23 protein-coding genes are annotated in these 23,197 nt (G+C 37.9%); 4 read left to right on the top strand and 19 right to left on the bottom strand.

Annotated features, from left to right (window positions below; genetic code table 11):
- Positions 1–93 precede the first annotated feature (93 nt).
- Positions 94–585 carry a DNA-deoxyinosine glycosylase gene (locus RHP76_RS07195; RefSeq protein WP_311229833.1) on the bottom strand — a complete coding sequence of 164 codons (492 nt, stop codon included), beginning with the start codon at positions 583–585 and terminating at the stop codon, positions 94–96.
- Between the two features lie 150 nt (positions 586–735).
- Positions 736–2,730 (bottom strand): S9 family peptidase, encoded by a 1,995-nt coding sequence (locus tag RHP76_RS07200; RefSeq protein ID WP_311229834.1) that lies wholly within the window; start codon positions 2,728–2,730, stop codon positions 736–738.
- Between the two features lie 205 nt (positions 2,731–2,935).
- On the opposite strand from RHP76_RS07200, the gene RHP76_RS07205 reads away from it, so the two are divergent.
- Positions 2,936–3,802, top strand: a complete 867-nt coding sequence (locus RHP76_RS07205; RefSeq protein ID WP_120231785.1) for a chitobiase/beta-hexosaminidase C-terminal domain-containing protein — start codon at positions 2,936–2,938, stop codon at positions 3,800–3,802.
- A gap of 49 nt (positions 3,803–3,851) precedes the next feature.
- Here the strand turns inward: RHP76_RS07205 and RHP76_RS07210 are convergent, their stop codons facing one another.
- The 3 genes from RHP76_RS07210 to RHP76_RS07220 all read right to left on the bottom strand — a co-directional run bounded on the left by RHP76_RS07210 (position 3,852) and on the right by RHP76_RS07220 (position 5,154).
- Entirely contained in the window at positions 3,852–4,196 is a 345-nt protein-coding gene (locus RHP76_RS07210) for a phage holin family protein (RefSeq protein WP_114821738.1), read from the bottom strand.
- 116 nt (positions 4,197–4,312) lie between these two features.
- Complete coding sequence (locus RHP76_RS07215; RefSeq protein WP_062672074.1) at positions 4,313–4,735, bottom strand: PaaI family thioesterase; 423 nt, start codon at positions 4,733–4,735, stop codon at positions 4,313–4,315.
- 122 nt (positions 4,736–4,857) lie between these two features.
- Positions 4,858–5,154 (bottom strand): GMC oxidoreductase, encoded by a 297-nt coding sequence (locus RHP76_RS07220; protein WP_311229835.1) that lies wholly within the window; start codon positions 5,152–5,154, stop codon positions 4,858–4,860.
- A gap of 21 nt (positions 5,155–5,175) precedes the next feature.
- Here RHP76_RS07220 and RHP76_RS07225 point away from each other — a divergent pair, with 21 nt between their 5' ends.
- The 3 genes from RHP76_RS07225 (at position 5,176) to RHP76_RS07235 (ending at position 7,118) form a co-directional block, all read left to right on the top strand.
- Positions 5,176–5,322 (top strand): hypothetical protein, encoded by a 147-nt coding sequence (locus RHP76_RS07225; protein ID WP_311229836.1) that lies wholly within the window; start codon positions 5,176–5,178, stop codon positions 5,320–5,322.
- A 259-nt stretch (positions 5,323–5,581) separates the two neighbouring features.
- Complete coding sequence (locus tag RHP76_RS07230) at positions 5,582–6,433, top strand: helix-turn-helix domain-containing protein (RefSeq protein ID WP_311229837.1); 852 nt, start codon at positions 5,582–5,584, stop codon at positions 6,431–6,433.
- 193 nt (positions 6,434–6,626) lie between these two features.
- On the top strand, positions 6,627–7,118 hold the full coding sequence (locus RHP76_RS07235; protein ID WP_311229838.1) for a hypothetical protein: 492 nt from the start codon (positions 6,627–6,629) through the stop codon (positions 7,116–7,118).
- 536 nt (positions 7,119–7,654) lie between these two features.
- On the opposite strand, the gene RHP76_RS07240 is transcribed toward RHP76_RS07235, so the two are convergent.
- The 14 genes from RHP76_RS07240 to RHP76_RS07305 form a co-directional block, all read right to left on the bottom strand.
- Positions 7,655–9,781, bottom strand: coding sequence for a type IA DNA topoisomerase (locus RHP76_RS07240; protein ID WP_110010615.1), 2,127 nt, complete (start codon positions 9,779–9,781; stop codon positions 7,655–7,657).
- Positions 9,782–10,185: 404 nt separating this feature from the next.
- The gene (locus RHP76_RS07245; protein ID WP_311229839.1) at positions 10,186–10,914 is read right to left on the bottom strand and encodes a M17 family peptidase N-terminal domain-containing protein; all 729 of its coding nucleotides are present in this window, start codon (positions 10,912–10,914) and stop codon (positions 10,186–10,188) included.
- A gap of 264 nt (positions 10,915–11,178) precedes the next feature.
- Positions 11,179–12,546 carry an alginate export family protein gene (locus tag RHP76_RS07250; protein WP_311229840.1) on the bottom strand — a complete coding sequence of 456 codons (1,368 nt, stop codon included), beginning with the start codon at positions 12,544–12,546 and terminating at the stop codon, positions 11,179–11,181.
- The gene (locus RHP76_RS07255) at positions 12,543–12,974 is read right to left on the bottom strand and encodes a DoxX family protein (RefSeq protein ID WP_311229841.1); all 432 of its coding nucleotides are present in this window, start codon (positions 12,972–12,974) and stop codon (positions 12,543–12,545) included. Before RHP76_RS07255 ends, RHP76_RS07250 begins: the two co-directional genes overlap by 4 nt.
- Before the next feature lie 181 nt (positions 12,975–13,155).
- Positions 13,156–14,928, bottom strand: a complete 1,773-nt coding sequence (locus tag RHP76_RS07260; protein WP_120232231.1) for an amidohydrolase — start codon at positions 14,926–14,928, stop codon at positions 13,156–13,158.
- Between the two features lie 59 nt (positions 14,929–14,987).
- Complete coding sequence (locus tag RHP76_RS07265; RefSeq protein WP_110010611.1) at positions 14,988–15,677, bottom strand: hydrolase; 690 nt, start codon at positions 15,675–15,677, stop codon at positions 14,988–14,990.
- A 40-nt stretch (positions 15,678–15,717) separates the two neighbouring features.
- A complete protein-coding gene (locus RHP76_RS07270) occupies positions 15,718–16,593 on the bottom strand; it encodes a pirin family protein (protein WP_311229842.1) in 876 nt (291 codons plus the stop codon).
- 190 nt (positions 16,594–16,783) lie between these two features.
- The gene (locus RHP76_RS07275) at positions 16,784–17,368 is read right to left on the bottom strand and encodes a Crp/Fnr family transcriptional regulator (RefSeq protein WP_311229843.1); all 585 of its coding nucleotides are present in this window, start codon (positions 17,366–17,368) and stop codon (positions 16,784–16,786) included.
- Between the two features lie 10 nt (positions 17,369–17,378).
- Positions 17,379–17,690 carry a hypothetical protein gene (locus tag RHP76_RS07280; protein WP_288442887.1) on the bottom strand — a complete coding sequence of 104 codons (312 nt, stop codon included), beginning with the start codon at positions 17,688–17,690 and terminating at the stop codon, positions 17,379–17,381.
- 265 nt (positions 17,691–17,955) lie between these two features.
- Entirely contained in the window at positions 17,956–19,566 is a 1,611-nt protein-coding gene (locus tag RHP76_RS07285) for a Na+/H+ antiporter (protein ID WP_280210143.1), read from the bottom strand.
- A 123-nt stretch (positions 19,567–19,689) separates the two neighbouring features.
- Positions 19,690–20,310, bottom strand: coding sequence for an alpha/beta hydrolase (locus RHP76_RS07290; RefSeq protein ID WP_123279667.1), 621 nt, complete (start codon positions 20,308–20,310; stop codon positions 19,690–19,692).
- 5 nt (positions 20,311–20,315) lie between these two features.
- On the bottom strand, positions 20,316–21,269 hold the full coding sequence (locus tag RHP76_RS07295; protein WP_216444224.1) for a VOC family protein: 954 nt from the start codon (positions 21,267–21,269) through the stop codon (positions 20,316–20,318).
- Between the two features lie 161 nt (positions 21,270–21,430).
- Positions 21,431–21,727 (bottom strand): GNAT family N-acetyltransferase, encoded by a 297-nt coding sequence (locus RHP76_RS07300; RefSeq protein ID WP_120231799.1) that lies wholly within the window; start codon positions 21,725–21,727, stop codon positions 21,431–21,433.
- Between the two features lie 59 nt (positions 21,728–21,786).
- Positions 21,787–22,719, bottom strand: coding sequence for a ring-cleaving dioxygenase (locus tag RHP76_RS07305; RefSeq protein ID WP_311229844.1), 933 nt, complete (start codon positions 22,717–22,719; stop codon positions 21,787–21,789).
- Between the last annotated feature and the right edge of the window lie 478 nt (positions 22,720–23,197).

A 23,197-nucleotide genomic window follows, 5' to 3' on the forward strand; every position in this document is an offset into this window, starting at 1 on the left:
AATAAAGCGCTCTGTTTGTCATTTCTCAGAAATCTAGCTTTATCTTCTCACTCTCAAACCCTGTCATTCCAAAACTCTCAAATTCTCCCACACTCAAACCAAAAAACCCAGTATTTTCCTCCACTCTTCCAGCTTTTTTTCAAAGGAAACGGTATGAAGCGGGCTGGTAGAAGGCAATAAAAAAACGGGAAGTTTATAATTTTTCCCCAACAACTTTTGTAAGTTTTTGTAAGACTTTCCGCCATTGCAAAAAATAGCTTGGATGTTCGGATGTTTTTCCAACAGTTCAGCAATCTGATTGGCTTCTTCATTCCTGATTTCAGAATCCAGGCTTCCTTTTCTCTCGCAGGAATCAATGACATCCCACAGGGCAATATGATGTTTCTTTATCATTTCAATTCTTTGTGTGTAATCATCAGTAAATTCTTCGTTCAGCAATTCAAAAATGATTTTCCAGAATTTATTTTGCGGATGGGCATAATACTGCTGTTTTTCCAGTGATTTCACTCCGGGAATTGATCCTAAAATCAGAATTTCAGACTGAGCATCAATAATGGGTGGAAATGAAGAAATACGGCTTTGCATATTCAAATATAAAGATTTAATTTATTTTAATTAGGCTGGAAACCGGGAGCCTGAAGAAAGAAGTTATTGAGGTTTTGGCTAAAGTCATTGTTTTTTTAATTAAAAAAAACGGGCTAAAGCCCGTTTCTATTGATATTTTATATTGTTTGTCTACAAAGTTTCCTTCAACCAGTCGAAGAATTCTCTCTGCCATACCAATCCGTTTTGTGGATGAAGTACCCAGTGGTTTTCGTTCGGGAAGTACACCAGTTTAGATTTTAATCCTCTTAATTTTGCAGCCTGGAAAGCTTCCTGACCCTGCTCGTAAGGAACGCGGAAATCAATTCCTCCCTGAACAATCATGATCGGCTTGTTCCACTTTTCTACAAAATTGCTTGGATTGAATTCTGTGTATGCTTTTGGAAGTGGTTTTTCCCATGGAGAACCAAGATCCCAATTTGCAAACCACAATTCTTCCGTAGTCAGATACCAGGATTTCATATCAAATAACCCATCATGAGCGATGAAAGTCTTGAATCTGTTCTCATGGATTCCAGCGAGCATAAATACACTGTATCCTCCGTAACTAGCTCCTACAGCTGCTACTCTGTCACCATCCACGTATGGTAAAGTTTTCGCAAAGTCTGTTGCCGCCAGATAATCTCTCATTGGCTGTCCGCCCCAGTCTTTTGAAATTTCTTCGTTCCATTTTGTTCCCCAGCCTGGCATTCCTCTTCTGTTTGGAGCTACTACGATATAATCGTTAGCTGTCATAAGAGCAAAGTTCCATCTTACACTGAAATATTGAGTAAGTGCAGACTGTGGTCCACCCTGGCAGTATACCAAAGTAGGATATTTTTTGTTCGGGTCAAAGTTCGGTGGATAGTGGAACCAAACTCCCATTTCTTTACCGTCTGAAGTTTTCACCATTTTAAGTTCAGATTTCCCCTGAGCCAGCTTAGCATAAGTTTCCTTGTTGGCTTCAGTAACCTGCTTCATTTCTCCATTTTTAACGTTTACAGAGAATAATTCTGTGGCATGGTTTACGTCTGTTCTTCCTACCAGAAGTGAAGTTTTATTATCTGTAAAGATTTCGTTAACGTCAAAATCTCCTTTGGTGATCTGCTGTACTTTTGCTGATTTTGAATCCAGCGAGAAAAGCTGTTTTGTACCTCTGAATGCCGCTGTGAAGTAGATTGTTTTTGAATCTGCTCCCCAAAGCACATCTCCTGAAACACTTTCGTCCCAACCTGAAGTAAGGTTAGTCGTCTTCCCTGACTTCCAGTCTAAGATTTTCACATCATTTTTATCTGCTTCATATCCGTCTCTGGCCATACTCTGCCAGATCAGAGATTTTCCGTCCGGGCTGAATTTTGGGTTTACATCATATCCTTTGTTGGATTCCGTAAGGTTTTTGGTAGTACCTGATGCCAGATCATAAGCAAAGATATCGGTATTGGTACTTGTAGCATATTCTTTACCACTTTTAGGTTTTGTAACATATAAAAGCTGTGCAGAATCCGGGCTCCAGATAAAATCTTCAGCACCACCGAAAGGTCTTTGCGGAGAATCCCAGGTTTTTCCTTCCAGAAGATCTTTCGCTCCTTCTACTTTATCGGCTGTATTCACTACAAATACATGGTTATATTTTCCTTCATTGAAATAATCCCAGTGTCTGTGGTTCAGGTCTGTGTATACCTGAGCCGTTGTTTTAGGAGTATCACTGAATTTATCTTTCCTCATTACTTTTTCAACCAATACCTGCTTGCTGAAAGCAATCTTCTTCCCGTCAGGAGAAATGACAATATTATCAGCTTCCCCGATGGTATAAAATTCTGTCCAGGTTTTTCCGGCATCTTTGGAAAGATAAATTTTATCTCCTTCCTGAGCATAAATTCCGTTTTTATCCCACTGAATAAGTGCTTTTTTACCGAAATCAATTTTGGAAGACTGGTTATTAAGAACATTCAGAAAATAGTTTTCATTTTTTGTTTTCTCTGTTTTCAGGTCTACCTGCCCTACTTTATAGATAAGAGAACCCTGATCTGGTGAAACTGCCTGTACCCCAACTTTTTTCAAAGTCCAAAGAATTTCAGGCGTCATTACTTGTTGTGCATTCATTAAAAGCGGAGCTGCCAAAGCCAGCAGGCTGTACTTAAGTTTCATATGTTGATATTCATTTTTAACGGATGTACAAAATCAGTTGATTTCCTACATCCTTTTATTAAATTCAAAGATTGCCAAAGTTAATATTTAAAATAAAAACGGACGAAAGAATTAACATTAAGTTTTTAAAGTTGATAAATAATTGATTTATGTACGGCAAAAGTTTACTAGTTTTACAAAAGACTAAACTAATACCCATTTTTCTATGAAAAAATTTATACTTTTTTCTTCACTCTGTGTATCTTCATTCTTTTTTTCACAGCTTACGATGAGCCCTTTTCCCAATCATTATTATAATCCTTATCAGGTCACAATTAATGGAAACGGGACTATTTATTACACCACTGACGGAAGCACTCCGACGATTAGTTCTTCCTCTGCCGTAAATAATGTTCAGATTTCTATTGATCAGAATAAAGAGATCAAGGCATTTCTTGTTAACGGACAAGGAAGTTCTTCTCCTGTAATCAGTAAAAAGTATTATACAGGAAGTATTCCTACTGCTGCTATTTATTTTAAAGCACCTTCCACATGGGCATCAGGAAGCTGTGTAATGGTTGATATGGTCAGTCCCAATTCTATAGACGGATTTGCAATCGATACATTCTGGCCCGGAGTTGTAATGCAACCTGCCGGATGTGAATCATGGTATAAGACTACGAGAGATTTTGAAAGTGCCAATGTCCGTTTTAATAACTGTACTCTATTTGAGAATATTCCTGCTACCATCAGTACCAATCTGATTCCGATGGGAAGTACTTTGTATTATGATTTTACAGATGGAGTAATAACCACTCCGCCTTCATGTTTATTTTTAATATCTAATGAATCAGTCTCTAAAAATAAAAGCGTTTTAATCAAAGTTTATCCGAACCCTGTTTCAGATATTTTAAAAGTAAATACTGACCGGAACTTCAACGAATATGAGATTACAGATGTGAATGGAAGGGTGATTTTAAAAGATCAGTTTATGAAAGAAATTTTAATTAGTCAGCTTATCTCAGGAAATTACTTTTTAAAGCTTAAAGATTCGAAAGGAGACCTCGTGTTACTGAAGTTCATTAAAAAATAAAGAAATCCGCTCGTTGAGCGGATTTCTATTTTGATCTTTATGATTTTAATTAATCTCCATCTGAGAACATTGAATTCGCCAGAGAAGTTACAATTGATAATAATATACTGAAGATAAATGCCCACCAGAAGCCATCTACAACCATACTGTCTATGAAATAGTCTGCAATAAGGACAATTGCGGCATTAATTACCAGCGCAAAGAATCCTAAGGTAAGAATAGTCAGCGGAAGGCCAAACAGACTTAAAATTGGCTTTACAAATATGTTAAGAACCCCAAGCACAATCGCAAAGATGATGGCTGAAGAAAATCCTTCAAACTGTACTCCCGGTAAAATTTTAGTTAAAAGATAAGCAACAATTGCTGTAATAAAAAGTCGGATAATTAAGTTCATTGTGATATTTTTTAATGTTTATGGGGTTTGTTGAGCAAAAGCTATTCCATTCCGAAAAAAAATGCTTTGAAACCCTTTATTGAAGGAATATCTTGTCTTTTATTTCTCTTAATTTCTTATTTTATTTTCATCATCGTTACTAATGAAGTGGCTACATGACTTTCAGAATCAGAACCTTCGGTCTGGACATAGATTTCCGTTCTCACCACAACAATTTTCCCTCCCCCTTTGATAACATAGGATTTTGAAATCAAAGCATCACCCATTGCCGGACGAAGGTAGTTCACTTTCAATTCAACGGTCACTACATAACAGTCTTCCGGATAATGGCTCACAGCGGCATATCCTGAAGAAACATCCACCAGAGAGGCGATCATTGCGCCATTGAACATACCTGCTTTTCGGGTCATCATTTCCATCTTAGGGATCTTCATCGATATAAAATCAGTTTCTACTTCCAGCAGTTCTGCTTTATAGAATTTCAAGGTTTCCGAGCGGCTGAAGCTGTCTGTAATGAGTTTCTTTTTTTCTGGTGTCATGAATTTTATTTTAAACAAAGGTAAGCGCTATAAAGTTTTTGATCTCAATGATCTTTCAATTTTTCATTAAAAAGCCGCTCCATGAACAGGAAACGGCTTCTTTCCAAGGTTTTAAACCCTTCTTACACAACAAACGATAACTTTTCAGATAAACCTGACGCTTTCAGATGATGATCTTCTCTGATCATATCGGCTTCTTTTTCACCAATCATAATGGTAGGTGCGTTGGTATTTCCGGAAACCACATCCGGCATGATCGATACGTCAGCTATCCTCAATCCTTTTATTCCGTATACTCTCAGTCTCGGATCTACTACAGAAAGGCTGTCGATTCCCATTTTACAGGTTCCGGTCATATGATGATAGGTGGAACATGATTTTTTGATATGATCTATCACTTCCTCTTTTGTTTTTCCCATTTCGCGGCATATTTCAACACATTGATAAAGGGCTTCCAGATCGGATTCTTCAGAAAGAATCCTTATCAATCTGAGAGATATGAACTGGAGCTGGCTATGATTTTATGTAAGCATCATGAGGAGATTAAAAGCGATGTGGATGGCTGGTATGACGAGTTATTCCGGTAAAACCACCTGTCAAAAAAAGTGTAAGGCCGGATTTCTTCGGAATGAAATTTACGACGTTTAGTTTATTCGTACATAATGTGGTTTCGTAAGAATCTCTGGATAGATAGGTTGGAAAACGCAAAGTCGCCAATTGTCGCCAAACTATTTGTTTTTGAGGCGTTAAGATTTTATCTCCGATAAAATATAGTATTGCTTTACATTTACAAAAAAATTTATTTAACTTTCCTATTATTGAATTCAAAAACTCACGTACTCCATTATGCTGAATGATTACAAAAAACACGAATTATTTGGGAAAACCCTGATACAGAAAATTGATATATCGGGATCCTTCAGGTATGATTTTCCGGTTTCGGAGCAAGCCTGCTTTCTGTATGTGCTTAAAGGTGAGTTTCAGTACAAAACAGAGGAACAGGAGTTTGATGTTTCTGCAAATTATTCTCTTTTTCTGAACTGTATCAGCTCCGGAAAACATATTCAGAACTCAGTGTCAGAAGATCATTGTGAGATTGTGATCGTTACGTTCTATCCTGACATCCTGAAAAAAATCTATGACAGAGAATTGCCTTTATTACTGCAAAAACCTTCCGATATCGTTTCAAATAAATCCAATGAGAAAATAAACAATGACTTTCTGATTCAGAAGTACGTAGAAGGGCTGCTTTTTTATTTTGAAAAACCTTCCCTAGTTAATGAAGATATATTGGTTCTAAAACTCAAGGAAATCATTTTGCTGTTGGCTCAGTCACAGAATGCTAAGGCCGTTCAGCTGATCCTGTCACAGCTTTTCTCTCCCACCACTTATTCTTTTAAGCAAATCATTGAAGCGAATTTATTTTCACAGCTAACAATCGAACAGCTTGCTGAGCAAAGCAATTTAAGTGTATCATCTTTCAAAAGAGAATTTGCAAAACTTTACAATGATACCCCCGCCAATTATATAAGAAACAAAAAACTGGAAAAAGCCGCCGAATTACTTTTAATATCCGATGAACGCATTACCGATATCGCGTTCGAATGCGGATTCAACGATCTGGCCACTTTTACCAAAAACTTCAGCGATAAATTTCATATAACGCCCTCCAATTACCGCCAGGAACGGAAAGGATGATAATCGTACCTTTTTAAAGATTATAAATGTATTTCCTGTTTTGATAAGGTGTTCTTTTTTGAACCAAAATCCCAAATTCTTGAACTAAATCACAAAATCATTTCTGTATTTCTATCGCAAATTTGTACCGTCAGTTACAGGGAACAGTAATATACCTGCAGCTCATAAGTATCAATTTTAAAATACAATCAATATGAATCTATCAGGTTTAGGAATTTTTCACACTATTATTGGCGTAACAGCTCTTGTTGGCGCAGTGATAGGATTTATCAGATATGGTAAAATCAATCTGGCTAAGCCGTCAGGAAAAGTCTATTTTTATACGACGGCCGTCACTTCACTTACAGCATTAGGTATCTCCAAAAACGGAGGTTTTAATGCAGGACATGTGTTCTCATTATTTATCCTTGTTTTGATCACTGTGGCCTATTTTCTTTTTTCCAATAAAAAAGAAAGTAAGAAAGCCCGGTATTTTGAGAATTTCCTGTTGTCATTCAGCTTTTTCCTGTCGCTGGTTCCCACTATTAACGAAACATTCACACGGGTTCCGATTGGACATCCTTTGGCTAAAGATATCAAAGATCCCATCATCGGGCAGACTCTTCTTGTTATTCTTCTGCTTTTTATTGTTGGATCTGTTTTTCAGTTTATCAAACAGAAAAGGGAGAATGTTGAAGTTTCATGATGACACGGTATTTAAGAAACTGTAAAACCACCCCGTCAAAAATTCTTTGAATTTTTGCCACCCCTCCAGTGGAGGGGAATTTTTACGTCATTAGTTGGGGTATTTGTAAATAGGATAACTATTCTAATTCTAAAGATAAGTGTATGGTTGGCTTCCGTTGAATGACAAATACAACGTTTTGCTTATCCGTACACTTTGTCATTCCATAGAATCTATGTATAGATGGGTTGGAAAACGCAAAGGCGCAAGTTTTGCTCCTAAGTTTTATATTGTAAGACGCAAGGATTTTATCTCCGATAAAATGTGATAACATCAAAAGCTGAATCACCTATCTGAGCCAAGTTCATGCGATTATTTTATTATCTTTGAGAGAATGTTTAGCTCATTCCAATATGTATAGCGCATACAAAAAACTATTGCGTTTGACTGGCAGTCAAAAGGCCACGGGTTCGAATCCCGTATTCTCCACCTGATAATTCCAGTTAGTTTATTCTTTCCAAATGGTAGCTGATAATTTAGATTAAGTATACTATTGATTAGCTCAATTGTACCTGGAAATCATCACTTAAAGTCAAAACACCTTCTGTGATTGCTTCCGGGTGGGTAGAGAAGCCTTTTAATTTTGAAGTTTTTCCTTTTAATACCAAATCTAAAAGTTGTTTATCGGATAGTTTCTTGCCGAAGATTTCGAACGTAATTTTAAAACCGCAGTTTTTGAAATCGGAGCAGCCTACGGCGGTTTTTCCTTTGATCAGATTATGTTCTTTACATTTCGGGCATTTCGTTTCTTCCCAGGACTGAAGTTCTTTTTTCTGCGCAGGTTCTCTTTTTTTCTTCTCCTTGACTTCTTCTTTTTCTTCTTCCTGGAGGGTAATTACTTTTCCTTTTCCGTACACCACTTTTTCAGTGAGTTCTGTCACCATCTGAATCAGTTCTTCTTTGAAAAGATTAGCTTCATACTCTCCTTTTTCAATTTTACGAAGTTTGGATTCCCATTCTCCGGTCAGTTCCGGGCTTTTTAACAGTTCGTCTTCGATGGTATCGATCAGCTGGATTCCGGTTTGGGTAGCGATCAGATTTTTTCTTTTTTTCTCGATGTATTTTCTTTTGAAAAGGGTTTCGATGATGTTGGCACGGGTAGATGGTCTTCCGATCCCGTTGTTTTTCAGCATTTCACGCAATTCTTCATCTTCAACCTGTTTTCCGGCAGTTTCCATCGCTCTCAGCAGTGTTGCTTCGGTGTAAGGTTTTGGAGGCGTCGTTTTTCCCTGGTGGATCATCGGATCGTGGGGTCCGGTTTCTCCTACAGTAAATTCAGGGATGGTTTGTTCTTCCTCTTTTTCTTTTTCCTTATCGGTGGTTTCTTCTTTAGGCTCTTTGGCGTAAACGGCTCTCCATCCTGCTTCAAGAACCTGTCTTCCACTGGTTTTGAAAGGAATGGTTCCTACTTTTCCTTCTACCAAAGTATTGGAAATTTTACATTCCGGATAGAATACGGCTATAAAACGTTTTGCAATCAGATCATAAATCAGTTTTTCTTCCCTGCTCAAATTCTGAGAAGGCGGAATTTCCGTAGGAATGATCGCATGGTGATCGGTCACTTTGGTATCGTCGAAAACCGCTTTTGATTTTGGAATCGGAGCTTCCAGCAACGGAGCAATCAGATCCTGATACGGATACATTTTCTGAAGAATTCCTGCAATTTTCGGATATAAACTGTCTGATAGATAGGTCGTATCCACACGAGGATAGGTTACGTGCTTCTTTTCGTAAAGACTTTGCACATAGTTCAAGGTATTTTCTGCTGAATACCCGTATTTTTTATTGGCTTCTACCTGAAGTCCGGTCAAATCGAAAAGCCGTGGATTTTTTTCTTTTCCTTCTTTAATTTCGAAAGAAACGATCTCAAAAGGATTTACTTTAAGATATTCCAATCCTTTTTCTGCACGTTCCAACGTTTTTAAACGGTCAATGGCTGCATTGAAAATCACGTCACGGTATTTGGTTTTCAGTTCCCAATACTCTTCCGTAGTAAAGGCATCAATTTCTTTCTGACGCTGCACCAGCATGGCGAGTGTAGGGGTCTGCACTCTTCCAATGGAAAGAACTGCTTTATTTCCCCCAAATTTTTTCGTAAAAAGTCTCGTAGCATTGATTCCCAATAACCAATCTCCTATGGCTCTGGCATTTCCGGCCAGATAAAGGTTTTTATAATCTTCTGCCGGTTTTAAACTGGCAAATCCTTCTTTAATAGCATCTTCCGTTAGTGAAGAAATCCATAAACGCTGAACCGGTTTGTTGCACTTTGCTTTCTGCAATACCCAACGCTGAATGAGTTCTCCCTCCTGCCCGGCATCCCCGCAGTTAATGACCTCATCACATTCTTCAACTAATTTTTCAATGACTTTAAACTGATTTTCAACACCTTTATTAGGGATCAGCTTGATTCCAAAACTGCTGGGAATAATCGGCAGTGAAAAAAGGTTCCAGGATTTGAACTGTGGACCGTAGTCGTGTGGTTCTTTCAGGGTACAAAGGTGTCCGAACGTCCATGTTACGCAATAGCCGTTTCCTTCCATATAGCCTTGTTTAGGCGTGGTAGCGCCCAATACTTTGGCGATATCTCTGGCAACACTGGGTTTCTCGGCAATACATAATTTCATGAACTCGGGTTTATTGAAGGAGTGCAAAAATCGGGATTTTTTTTGACTTTGCAAATTTAGTTAAATGTTGAGGACTTAGCGTTGAGAAAGAGTAAATTACGTTTTGTTCTATAAAAGGAGTAAAGTTTTACAATATATTTTCACGCAAAGGTTATTGGATTCTATTATTTATTTGAGGGAGCAAAGAAATGCGGCTAAAGTCGCTGATGGAGCAGAAGGATAATCCATAAGCTTGGAAAGAACCAATTTCATTGATTCCATCTTTGCTCTCTTAAAATTTAAGGGAATATATATTCAACTTTGCGTTTAACAAATTGCTTTTTAGATATATAATCGTAATTATTTTTATACAAAAAGCCCTCTAAAAAAGAGGGCCGGATCAACAATGTAATGAAACTAGTTCATTATTTCTTTTTTACTTCTGAAATGGCATCGGAAATTCCTCCGCCTGCGGTTTCAAAGAAGGCAGGACCAGCCAGAAGGTATACTTTTTCTAATTTTTTTGTGGCGGATAATTTGTGTTCTTTCAGGTAATTTTCAGAACGGTTGGCATGTACAATTCCTCTTACTACATTTCCCGCTACCAAAGCAGTGGGTGAATCTATTCCGGCGTCTTTCAGATCGCTGGCGAATGCAAAATTGGTAACGCCTAATCTCATAGCTTCACGGGCTGCCACTTCGCCTACGGAAGTCATTAAATCAGGAGTGAATTTATTACGGTCACCTAAACCGATCAGCAATAATTTCTTTGCAGACATCGATCCTGCAGGAGGTGTAATTAAAATCGTTTCCAAGGAATGTCCCTGAAACTGTCCTGTTTTTCTAAGGTTGGTCAGTTCTCCTTTTAAGGCCTCATCCAGATGAACCAATCCGTTCAATTTAGCAGGCAATGCCTGAGCGTTGAAGATGTCTCCTTCTGTATATTCGAAAACACAGGCTACCTGAAGCTGGGCGTCAGCAGACGATGGGCCCTGTACCAATCCTATCATGGAAATTCCGTCTACGGTTCCCCAGGTTTTGGAAGTTCCGATGGCTGTTGTTTTTGCAGGAGCTGTGGTTGTAATTTGTGCAAAGTTTAAGGTAGATAATGCTAAAGCTGCAATTACCAGTGATTGTTTTAGTGTATTTTTCATGTGATTTATTTTTTGTTGTTTGTTACGAGGTACGAGTTGCGGGTTATTTTTGTTGCGGGTTTTAATTTTTGTTTGTTGGAATAACGCAAGGACGCAAAGTTTTTTTAAGGTTTATGTTGTTAAGGCGCGAGTCGCTTCGCTCCGGCTATTTTTATTTGTTTTTCAAAGGTAGTTTCTGTGATGGAAAGGTGCATTGATGTGGGATAATTGTTTAATTTATTTTCAAATTATCTCATTTTCAAATTTTCAAATTCCCTGTGTTTTTTAAAATTTAAATACAATTCTGGAATTGATGAAGAGTCCGTCTTTGTGGTTGTCGATTACATCGTTAATGAAAGCTCCGGTATTGAAATACTGTATTCCTGTATTAAAGGTTAAAAATGGATTGATCTTATAATTGAAACTTCCTAAAAATGCGGTTCCGATGTATCTCTTTTTTGAGTTGGAAGACGCCAGGTTTAGTGTTCCGCTGGGTCTGTAAATCCCGTCCTGGATAGAATATCTCCAGTTGAAAACTACGTCTGCCTGCACCGTTATTTTTTTACCTAAATCAATCGTTGCATAGGGATGGATATCAATTAAATTCACCGGACCAATCTGAGGATTAAATCCAAAATAACCTCCTTTCGGATACAATGGATTGAATGTTCCCAATGTTCCATCTCCTTTATTACTGTCTCCTGAAATATAATCGTTTCTAAGGTTGATGGTCGGTTTTCCTTTTACATTTTCAAACATATATCCGATGTCTGCAGAAGCCGTCCATGCGCTGATATTTCCTTTATTAAAATTACCAAACTGGTAGGCTGCTTCAAAATTGTAAATAAAACCTCCTCCATATTTCCAGAATCTTCCGCCAAAAGTATGTCTGTTTTCATCGGAAAGCCCGTCTTCAAAACGTACATCCTTTCTGTGAATCCCCAGATAATAGAGCTCCAGATTTCCGCTTCTGGGAATAATCCATGTGTTGTAACTTCCCCAAAGGTTGATTGATTTTGAAGATTTGTTATCAAATGCTCCCGGGCTTATTTCACTGGCAGCCATCATAAAGGCATCAGATCTGAAGTTCCCTCTTTTGTACATGAATTTTAATCCATCAAAATAGAGTCTTAAATTCGGACCTTCTCTTACTGAGATCAGTCTTCCGCTTCCATAATCAAGTTCCTGTCTTCCGGCACGTACGGTCAACTTTTCTTTATCATTTTTCAAAATATCAACATCAATGAAAAGATTCTGAATATTCAAATGGTCTTCATCAATAGGTCTCGGACCGTTCTTTCTTCCATTTTCCCATGCACTTCTCACCTGTCCGAAAATTCTTACTCTTGAGCCCAGATGCAGATCTGCATGTACACTGTATCTTTGAATCAGAAAAGGATTGCTTCCAATTCCCATTCTTCCCCAATCTTCATTATTAAAGTCTACAAATTCCAGTCTTGCTTCTCCTCCCAATGAAAGATAATTGTTGCTTTTTTCTGCAATAGGTATATATTTGATGGAGTTGTAAAAAGTTTTTGCAGAGTCTTTACAGGAAGCATAATCTTCATCAAACCTCATCAACTTAAACTGAGCAGAAAGCTGAACCGGAATAAAAATCTGCAGCAATAATAGAATGGCGATCAGTTTTTTCATGATGATTTCTTTGTTAAATAATGATCCACCGAATATCTTCCAGCTCCCATAAACAGTAAAAACAGATAACATAAACTGTACATAAAAGGTGTATCTTTCACCAATAAAGCATCATTCCAATGAAGTATAAAATATCCTGTAAGGGTCACTGCCAGGATTGGTAATACTGCAATTCTTGTGAAAAAACCAAAGATCACAAATACCGGAAATACGAGATTGGCTGCATCAGCAAAAAAACTGTTGAAAGTTTCAGGAAGATGCAGCGGGTTGGGTACCTGCTCTGCTTCTGAAACGCCTACTCCTATTTTTTTTAATCCGTGCGCTACGATTAATTCTACAGAAAGGAAGATTCTAAAAGCTAGAAGGGCAACATCTGTTAATTTTCTTCCGGGATTGGTATTGGTGATGATATGGATTAACTTTTTCATGATTGGAATGAATTTTAGCTATGAATTAAATTGATTGTCGTGATTGTATTAATGCTGGGTTGACCACCCCGTCAAAAATTCAAAGAATTTTTGCCACCCCTTCAAAGGAGGGGAATTTTCACCCCTTCAGTTGGAACGTTGGTTGATACTTGAATAATTAAAAACTTTTATGGCTAAAAAATTATTTTGTCTGATAGCCCCCGTAATATTTCACAGGTGACCAGTCCGGTATGACTGGAAGTGGTGCCGGAGCTGCTGTTTTGTAGGTTTCATCTCCGTACACGACTTTTCCGTCTACGATCGTCAATTTTGAGGTGATGTTTTTGATGTCTTCATCATTGACTGTGAAATAATCTTTATCCAGAATGGTAAGATCTGCAAAGTATCCTTTCTGTATTTTTCCTTTCTGATAGTCTTTAATGAGTTCGTATCCTCCGTAAGTAGAAAGTGATAAAGCAGTTTTTCTGTCCAGCGTATTTTCTTTACCCATCACCTGAGTTCCTCCTATTGTTTTTCCTGTGGTGATCCAGTATAAAGCTACCCATGGGTTGTAACTTGCGACTCTTGTTCCGTCTGTTCCTAATCCAACCGGAATTCCCATTTCCAGCATTTTTTTCACCGGAGGAGATGCCAAAGCCGGCTTTTTACCATATCTGTGGATGAAGCTTTCTCCCTGATACGCCATTCTGTGCTGTACTGCAATTCCTCCGCCCAACGCTTTGATTCTTTTCATATTATCTTCGGTAACGGTTTCTGCGTGGTCGATAAACCATACTAATCCGTTCAAAGGAGTTTCTTTGTTTACTTCTTCAATGACATTTAAAAATCTGGTTATACTTTCATTATACGTCGCATGAATTCTGAAAGGCCATTTGTTTTTTACCAGAAGACTTACCACCTCTTTCATATTTTTCTCCATCGTAGCCGGAAGTTCCGGTCTTGGGAAAAGAAAGTTTTCAAAGTCGGCTCCGTCTGATACCAGGTTTTCCCCTCCACCGTTGACATGATAATCGATTTCATTAAAATCATTATGACCATGGTCGTCAATTTCTACCATTCCAATCCATTTGGTGTAATCGGCAAGCTCAGATCCTTTTTTCTGGGCAAATAAATAGTAAGGAAGACGAACGGTAATTTTCCCCTGTTTGTTCAGCTGATCTGTTGTTCCGTAGTCATCCGGAAAATTCTGGAATCCTCCGCCTGCGTCCATTACTGCAGTTACACCTAATCTATTCAGTTCCGTCATGTATTGAAGGGTAGAATTTACTTTTTCTTCTTCTTTCAGTTCCGGCAGTTTCGCCAATGTTGAATAAAGAATAAATGCATTCGGTTCTGCCACCAATAATCCTGTAGGATCTCCGTTATTGTCTTTTTCAATTAAACCTTGAGCAGGGTTTGGGGTATCTCCATTGATATTCAGTTCTTTTAATCCGGCTTTGTTCAGCCAGGCTTTTCCATAGAGATACATGATGAAAGTAGGCACATTTCCCGTAGCTTCATTAATTTCAGCCAGTGTGGGAAGTCTTTTTTCTTCAAACTGATATTCATTCCAGCCTCCAATGACTCTTACCCATTGTCCCTTCGGTGTTCTCTGAGCCTGTTCTTTCAGCATTTCCAAAGCTCTTTTTAAAGATTTCACACCATCCCAACGAAGTTCGGTATTGTAAAATCTTCCTCCTCGGATTACATGCAAATGGCTGTCAAATAAGCCTGGAATGACTCTGTTTCCTTTAGCATCAATGACTTTTGTATTGCCGTTTTTTAATTTTAAAATCTGGGCATTGGTTCCTACCTGTAAGATTTTATGGTCTTTGATGGCAACAGCCTGTACTTCCGGATTTTTATCATCCATTGTGGTAATCTTTCCATTGGTAATGATCATGTCTGCTTTCTGAGCATTCAGAATTCCTGCTGCCAAAACTGTGGAAAGGGTAAGTATATTCAGTAGTTTCATAATTTCAATATTTAAGTTTGAAGGTTTCGGCAGGCTTTCAGCCTGCCGAAACAGTACCATTAGTGTTTTAACATTTCCTGAGCATACTGAATTCCAATACCGTAAGCTCCACCATGTTTTTTCATCAGATCATTAACCGGTTTGTATGTTTCTTTTCTTGCCCAGTCTCTCTGCAGTTCCAATACATACTGCACAGAAGTGATAGGATGTGCTCCTGCCTGAACCATACGGGTGATTGACTGATCGTGCGCTTCTTTAGAAATATCCCCAGAAGCATCTGTTACTACATATACATCGTAACCTTCGTCAATCGCTGATAATACAGGTCCTACGATACATACACTTGTCCATAATCCTGCGAAAACCAGTTTCTTTTTATTTTTTCCTGTAATGGCTTTATGGGCATTAACGTCTTCCCATGTATTCATGGTAGTTCTGTCTACATATCCACTGGTTGCTTGCGGATATACTTCTGAAATTTCCGGGAAAACAGGTCCGCTGAATGACTTTTCTGCCACCGTCGTTACTACTGTAGGAACATTGAATATTTTTGATCCACCTGCTACCAGTGCCACATTGTTTCTTAACTCTTCCATGCTGATGCTTTTGGTTGCAAAAGCCATTTGACCTTCGTGGTCGATGAGTACTACTGCGTGATTGGTAGGATTTAATAATGATTTTCCAGGGTTTTGAGCTGATGCAGTTAATGATAATAAACCAGCTGCAAATGATAGGATTAATTTTTTCATAATAATTTAAAATTTAAGAGTTGTTATTTTTGTTTAATTTTTATAGTGTCATCGGTACGTCCATTAAAAGGATTTCTGTACCTTCCTGAAGGGTTTTGATCGTAATTTCCTGAATATCCCAAACTCCGAATCCATCTCGTTCTTCTATAATCTCACCGCCTATTTCTGCGCTTCCCTTCAAAATAAAAGCATAGACTCCGTTTCCTTTTTTTCTTATTTGATAATGGGTTTCTTTATTCTGATCAAAAGTTCCCAGGTGAAACCATGCGTCCTGATGGATCCATACACCTTCGTCATCTGCATTGGGGGAAAGAATCTGCTGAAATTGATTGTGACCTTTGGTTTTGTCTAAAGTGATCTGATCATATCTCGGCGTCACATTTCTTTTTTTCGGGTAAATCCAGATCTGAAGGAATTTTACAAGTTTATCACTGTTTTTGTTGAATTCGCTGTGCATAATTCCGGTTCCTGCACTCATTACCTGAATATCTCCGCTTCTGATCACCGCTGTATTTCCCATGCTGTCTTTGTGTTCAAGGTCACCTTCCAAAGGAATACTGATGATTTCCATATTGTCGTGAGGGTGGGTTCCGAAACCTCTTCCTGCTTCCACTTTATCATCATTCAGGACTCTCAATACTCCAAAGTGCATTCTTTCAGGATTATAATAATTGGCAAAACTGAAAGTGTGCTGGCTCAACAGCCATCCGTGATCTGCCTTCCCTCTTGTATCAGCTCTGTGGATCACAGAGTTTTCTTTTATTTTTGATTCTGTATTGGGAAGATGATTGTATCCGATCGGTTCTAATGGTTCGATCTCATCGATATCATTTTTCATAGCGCTTGCCAAAGAAGCTGATGCTACAAACATTCCTGTTCCCAATAATCCTTTCTTTAAAAAATCTTTTCTGTCCATATCAGATTGTTATTTGTTCTTGTTTGATAGGACAAATTTAGAGAGACCGGAAACCCTGCACATTTAACTAGTTTAATAAATGACTTTGCCGCAAAAAAAAATGCCGGATACTTTTGTATCTGGCAGTATGAAGTATATTGGATTGCTTTTTTTGAAATCTCTGCAATCTGCAAGTATAAAAAACTAAGATTTATTTCTCATTTGAAGCAAGACGCTTCCTAATGGTGCTTACAAATTCTTTTGAAACCCCAAGGTAAGAAGCAATGTAGTATTGTGCTACTCTTTGCGGGATGGAAGGGTATACTTTGATGAACTCAAGATATCTGTCTGATGCGGTTTTGGAAATGGTATTCACCAGTCGGCTTTGCAGGGTTGCCAGGTTCCTCTGAACCAGCATTCTGAAAACTCTTTCAAATTTGGGAACTTCCTGCAGCAGTTTTTCTTTTGTTGTAGTATTCAACATATAAATTTCAGAATCTTCCAGCGTTTCGATAAAAACCTTAGAAGGCTTCTGTTCATGAAATGATGCAATATCACTGATCCACCAGTCTTCGATGGCAAACAGTAACGTTACTTCGGAACCATTATCATCCAAACAATACATTCTCACACATCCTTTATGAATATACCCTTCAAACTGGCAGATTTCTCCTTCTCTGAGCAAAACCGTTTTCTTTGGAAACGACTGGCAAACAAGCAGATCTGTAAAGGTTTTTTCTTCTTCGGGAGTGATTGAAATAAATCGTGTAATATTTTTGATGATATTTTCAAACATGGCGTCAGGTTTATCCCTGCAAATTAGGAAAAAGACTGTAAACTTCATTCTTTAAAAGTCCACTTCCTCCTCCGTAATGATCGATTACTTTAACGTCCTTATCCAAACCGGCACAGAATATTTTTATATCTTTCTCAAAATCCTCCTCTAGGCCAGAGCTTAAAAGGACAATATCCACTGTATTATTTTTTATATACTCATAGCAGAAATTTTCATCACTTTGTATGTCTGCTGTCCAGCCTTCATTGTTTTCTATAATTCTTTTTAAAGTATCCAGAATTTCCTGGTTCTTTCCTATGACTAAAAAATGTAATGTTTTCATGTTGTTGAAGGTTTAAAGTTTAAAATTCAAGGTTCAGAGTTTAATGTTTATACTGCTTATGTAAAGGGTAAAATGACGATTTGGATTTCTGCGGAATGACATAGTGTGTGAATAGATAAAGTGCTTAGTTTTTCCATTCGTAGAAATCTAAACACTTTTACTCCCAAATGCACCCAATCAATGACCCGAATCTGGAAACCTGCTCTACCCTAACAACACTCAAACCTTACGACTCTCAAGCCCGAAACCCCATCTCGTAATATCTCTATAAATGCTTATTTCCTGTAATTTTTAATTCATTCAGATCCAGTTGTGATTCTGCTTTTCGAATCTCGTCATCACTGAAAAGTTTTTCGCGTTTCATTTTAAACAGTTCTTTTCGCTGTAAGGCAAATATATCCAGCATTACTTTATGATATTCTGCCATATCGTTTTGCCTGTTGGTACACATTTCAATAGAATTGAGATGATTCTGGTGAAGTTTGATATCACTTTCCAGCGTATTTTTAAGATTTTCAAGGAGACTATTGCTGTTCAACACCTCATTGTATTCGTTATCAAGCCTCTGAACGGCAAGTTTATCCAGTCTCATCTGAATTCCGGCCTGCTGTTCGTGAGAAGGCAAAATATGATCGATCTCCCCTATTTTTGTTAATTTAATAATCAGAGGTAATGTCAATCCCTGAAACACTAATGTCACAAAAATGACGACAAATGTGATAAAAATGATCAGGTTTCTCATAGGAAATTCAGCCTGCGAATTCATCATAACCGGAATGGATAGTGCTGTTGCCAGTGAGACCACTCCTCTCATTCCTGCCCATCCTATAATCAAGGGGTTTTTCCATCCCGGACTCGGATCACGGCGGGCTTTTTCACTGAACCACCTTGGAAGGTGAGCTACGGGATAGATCCATAAAAGACGTACCACAATGACAATCAAACTTATAACCAAACCATATTTGATACCTTCCATTACTGAAATTTCACCCAATCCATTGATGATATCAGGAAGTTCAAGACCTATTAATACAAAAACCAAAGCATTCATCACAAAGATGAGCGTGTTCCAGACTCCTGTCATATTGATTCTCGTAGTTCCTGTTTTAAAAATCTCATGAGCACGGAATGACATAAACAATCCTCCGCTCACTACCGCCATCACTCCCGAAAAATGAAAATGTTCTGCAGAAAGAAATAAAATATATGGCGTCATTACGGTAAGTGCCGCATCAATAGCAGGTGTTGTAGGTAAAAAACGGTGAATGGCATAAAAAATATGTGCTCCGGCAATTCCTACGACAATTCCCATTCCTGCTACCAGAAAAAACTGTCCTGTAGCTTCATGCATTGAGAAAGCACCCGTCATTACAGCGGCCAGAGCAAACCTGAAAACGATCAGTGAGGAAGCATCATTGATAAGACTTTCTCCTTCCAGTATAGCGAGGGTACGTTTCGGTACTTTTAATCCTTTTAAAACCGTAGTGGCCGCCACAGCATCAGGCGGTGAAACAATTCCTCCCAATAAAAAGCCTAAAGCCAGCGTAAATCCCGGAATCAGCATTTGTGAAGTGTAAGCAACAACCAAAGATGTAAGAAATACCAAACCAAATGCCAACAAGCTGATAGGACGTTTCCATTTCCAGAAATCATTCCATGAAGTGTACCAGGCTGCTTCGTATAAAAGAGGTGGTAAGAAAATCAGAAATATAATCTCCGGATCCAGCTTTAAAACAGGGACTCCGGGAATAAGGCTGATCCCCAATCCGGCAAGTACCAGAAAGATAGGATAGGCAATTTTGATCCGTTGTGCCAGCATGACCAGCAGCATGACCAGTAATAAAAGTCCTAATATTAAAAGTAATTGTTCGTGCATGTTTTTTGAAGTTAGATTTCAGATTCTGATCATTTATGTTTGGACTAAAGCCAGTGGTAAATTTATTTTTTTAAAGGCGGGCTAAAGCCCGCCGTTATTGAATATATTCAAAGTTAAAAGTACTTATTTAAAGATAACCGAGTTGGCCAATTCAATTTCTTCTTCGTTAATAGAATGTCCAAAATTGGCATATACTTTTTCTGTTACCTCCGCATTCATTTCTCTTAAAATATTAGCTGTAGCATATACTCTTTCTACCGGAACATGAAAATCAGGATTGCTGGTTCCCAGGAAAACCGGGGTCCCTGCAAAATCACCTTTATAATTTTCACGGTTGATTTTATCTCCAATCACGCCACCAATAATAGCTGCCGCTCCACCGAACTTCTGAGCATTGCGGGCTAAAAATTCAAGGGTAAGACAGGCTCCCTGGGAAAATCCGAAAAAGTATATATTTTCAGGTTTTATTCCTGCATTGACGGCTGCTTTTACAGTCTCTTCAACCATTTCAAGAGCTGATGATAACCACGGCTCGTTTTGTTCCACCGGAGCTATAAATGAAAAAGGATACCAGGTGTGATTCAAAGCCTGTGGGGCTAGAAGTGCATAGTCTTTTACATTCAAATGCTGGGATAAACTCAGAATATCCTGAGCACTTCCTCCGCGTCCGTGAATCATGATCAAAGCTTTTTCCGCCTGATTTAAGGGTATTCCTGCTGTTTTTATATTTAAAGTATGACTCATTATTTCTATCTGAATTTTTCTGTTGGATAATCGATTTTAGGAAGAACTTCTTTCAAACGTTCTCTTCTTTTTTCAAACTGTAGCGGCAATTGCAGATCTTCACCTAAAAATGCAGCTTCTTCATCCACGTCGAACCCTGGGCCTGAAGTTGCTATTTCAAACAAAACGCCTCCCGGTTCTTTAAAATATACGGAAGTAAAATATTTTCTGTCTTTCACTTCGGTATGTTCCAGTCCGTATGCATTCAGTCTCTTTACCATTTCCAGCTGGGACTCTGCGTCGGGAGTAGCAAAAGCCACATGATGAACGGTACCTCTTCCTGCTAAACCTTTTAAGGCATTTGGGGTAGAAAGCAGATCTACATATTTTCCCGGCATGTTGTCGGTTCCCAATCTCAATCGGTCAGGGCTTTCTTTGATTACTTTATGATCCATCTGGGTCGTCAGAAGTGCTGCTGTTCTTTCATAGGCATCCTGCCAGATTTCCACATGATGAATTCCTTTGATGGCATAATCTTTTGGAATATAACCATTGTAATATCCTTTTCTTTCGTCTTTATCATTAAAAACCAATTCCAGTCCCAGTCCGTCAAAATCTTCCAGGTAAATGAAAACTTCATCAGAAAATCTTTGCTGCGGCTGTTTGAAGGGAATATTAAACTGCTCCAGACGGTTCATCCAATAATCCAGGGCGTCTATAGAAACTGAAAAAGCAGTGGTATTAAGCATTCCTTTGCCATGTCTGCCATTAATCAGATCTTTACCATATGGAAAAGTAGTCATAATCGTTCCCGGTGTTCCGTATTCGTCACCGAAATAAAAATGATAAACATCCGAGTAATCAAAATTAACCGTTTTTTTGACTAAACGAAGTCCTAGAACTCCTGTATAAAAGTCTATATTTTCCTGTGCATTGCCCGTAATTGCCGTAACGTGATGCAATCCTGTGATAAGTTTCATTGTGATAAAATTGTTAATTGGTTATTATAATGGAGGCGAGATTTCGGGGTTCGGGATTCGAGTTGATAAGTTCGAGAATAACTTTATTCATCTTCTGTTTTTAGCTCAAGATTCTCAAACCCTCTTCCCCTCAAAAACCCGAATCTCGAATCTCAAACTCCCTACAGTTCTTCCTTCAACCATACATCATTAAATTCTTCCGGATGACGCTTAAACTGTGCGTGAACATAGGGACATAGCGGCAGAATCTTTAAATCGTTTTCTCTTGCGTAGGAAACCAGTCTTTCCAGTAAGATTTTGGCAAAGCCTTTTCCTTCGTATTCCGGATTTACTTCGGTATGGTAAACGGTCAGTTTTTTTCCTATAACTGAAATATCCATTTTACCTGCTTTATGATCGTCTGAGAAAAGCTGAATCTCCCCTTTTCTTCCTTCTAAAACTATTTCTGTTCTTTCCATTTTTCTTGTTTTTAATTGTTAATTCAAAATTAGCATCTTTATAAATTATGACCGATGATCTATGATAAGTTCGGCAATACTCCTTCTATTTTTTCACGCATTCCTTCGTATTGAACAGGAAGTTTAAGATTGGTTCCCAACTCATTCAAAGGTTCATCCACAGTGAATCCAGGATTATCGGTTGCTATTTCAAACAAAACACCACCCGGCTCACGGAAATAAAGTGAGTAGAAATAATCTCTGTTGATTTTCGGAGTGATGCTTAGTCCTGCGGATAAGGCTTTCTCACGATATTCCATCAAAACATTATCATCTTTTACTCTGAATGCAATATGGTGATTGGTTCCAGCTGCATTTCTACCTGCCGGAATGGTGTCATTTTCAATAATATCAACAATATTAGCGGTATCAATAGCATCAGTTGCTAATCTGTATCTTTCTCCCTCCTGTTTCTGCAAATCATATCCTAAAATATCGGTCAGAACTTTAATGGTAGGATCTGCTTTTTTTAAGGTTAGAGTGACATTGTGAAAACCTTTTAATGCATTTTCATCTTTGATATCATCCGTGGTCCATACTTTTCTGTTGTCTTCAACTAATGGTTCTATTAACTGTAACTGAAGTCCGTCCGGATCTTTAAAAGAAATCATCTTTTCTCCGAATATTTCGCCTTCTTCCGTGGTTACATTAAGGTTTTGTAAATGGTTTTTCCAAAAGTCAAGACTTCCTTTGGGTACAGAATACCCGATATGAGTAGCCATTCCGCTTCCATTAGTTCCTTTTCCTATTCCTTCCCACGGAAAGAATGTAAGAATGGTTCCCGGAGTTCCGTTTTCATTTCCGAAATAAAAATGATACGTTCCCGGATCATCAAAGTTTACGGTTTTCTTTACCAGTCTTACGCCTAAAACTTTGGTATAAAAATCTAAATTTCTTTTGGCGTTGTCTGCAATAGCAGTAATATGATGCAGACCTAAAATTCTATTGTCCATGTCTTTTAATTTTGATGCTAAATTACATTGAACAGAAATCCTGTGCATTTAACTAGTTTAATAAATGCAAAACTCTCTTTTCGGAAACACATTTAAATCATTTTTTAAACATCTCATAACCAACCTTTACACAATTCTCAAAAAATTCAATTTATTTTATGTTTTCCACAACCCCAATTACCGGTCAATTTCTATAGTATTTGAATTAAAAAGCATAAAACATTGGTAAACACTTTAAAATAATCAAAAAATAAAAACACATAAAACACTGAATTAAATACAGTTAATCCATTAACAATAATTTAATATTTAAAAAGCCTACTTTTTTAGTGGACTAATAAAAATTATATTATATATTTGCAAACGTATTCAGGAAATAAGACAAAATGAAGGCAGAATTAAAATATAATTCAATTAAGAAACATAACATCAAAAATATGATGAAGGATATATGTATGCCTATACATCAAGAATACTG

This window comes from Chryseobacterium sp. SG20098, assembly GCF_031844745.1.
Classification (GTDB): Bacteria; Bacteroidota; Bacteroidia; order Flavobacteriales; family Weeksellaceae; genus Chryseobacterium; species Chryseobacterium cucumeris.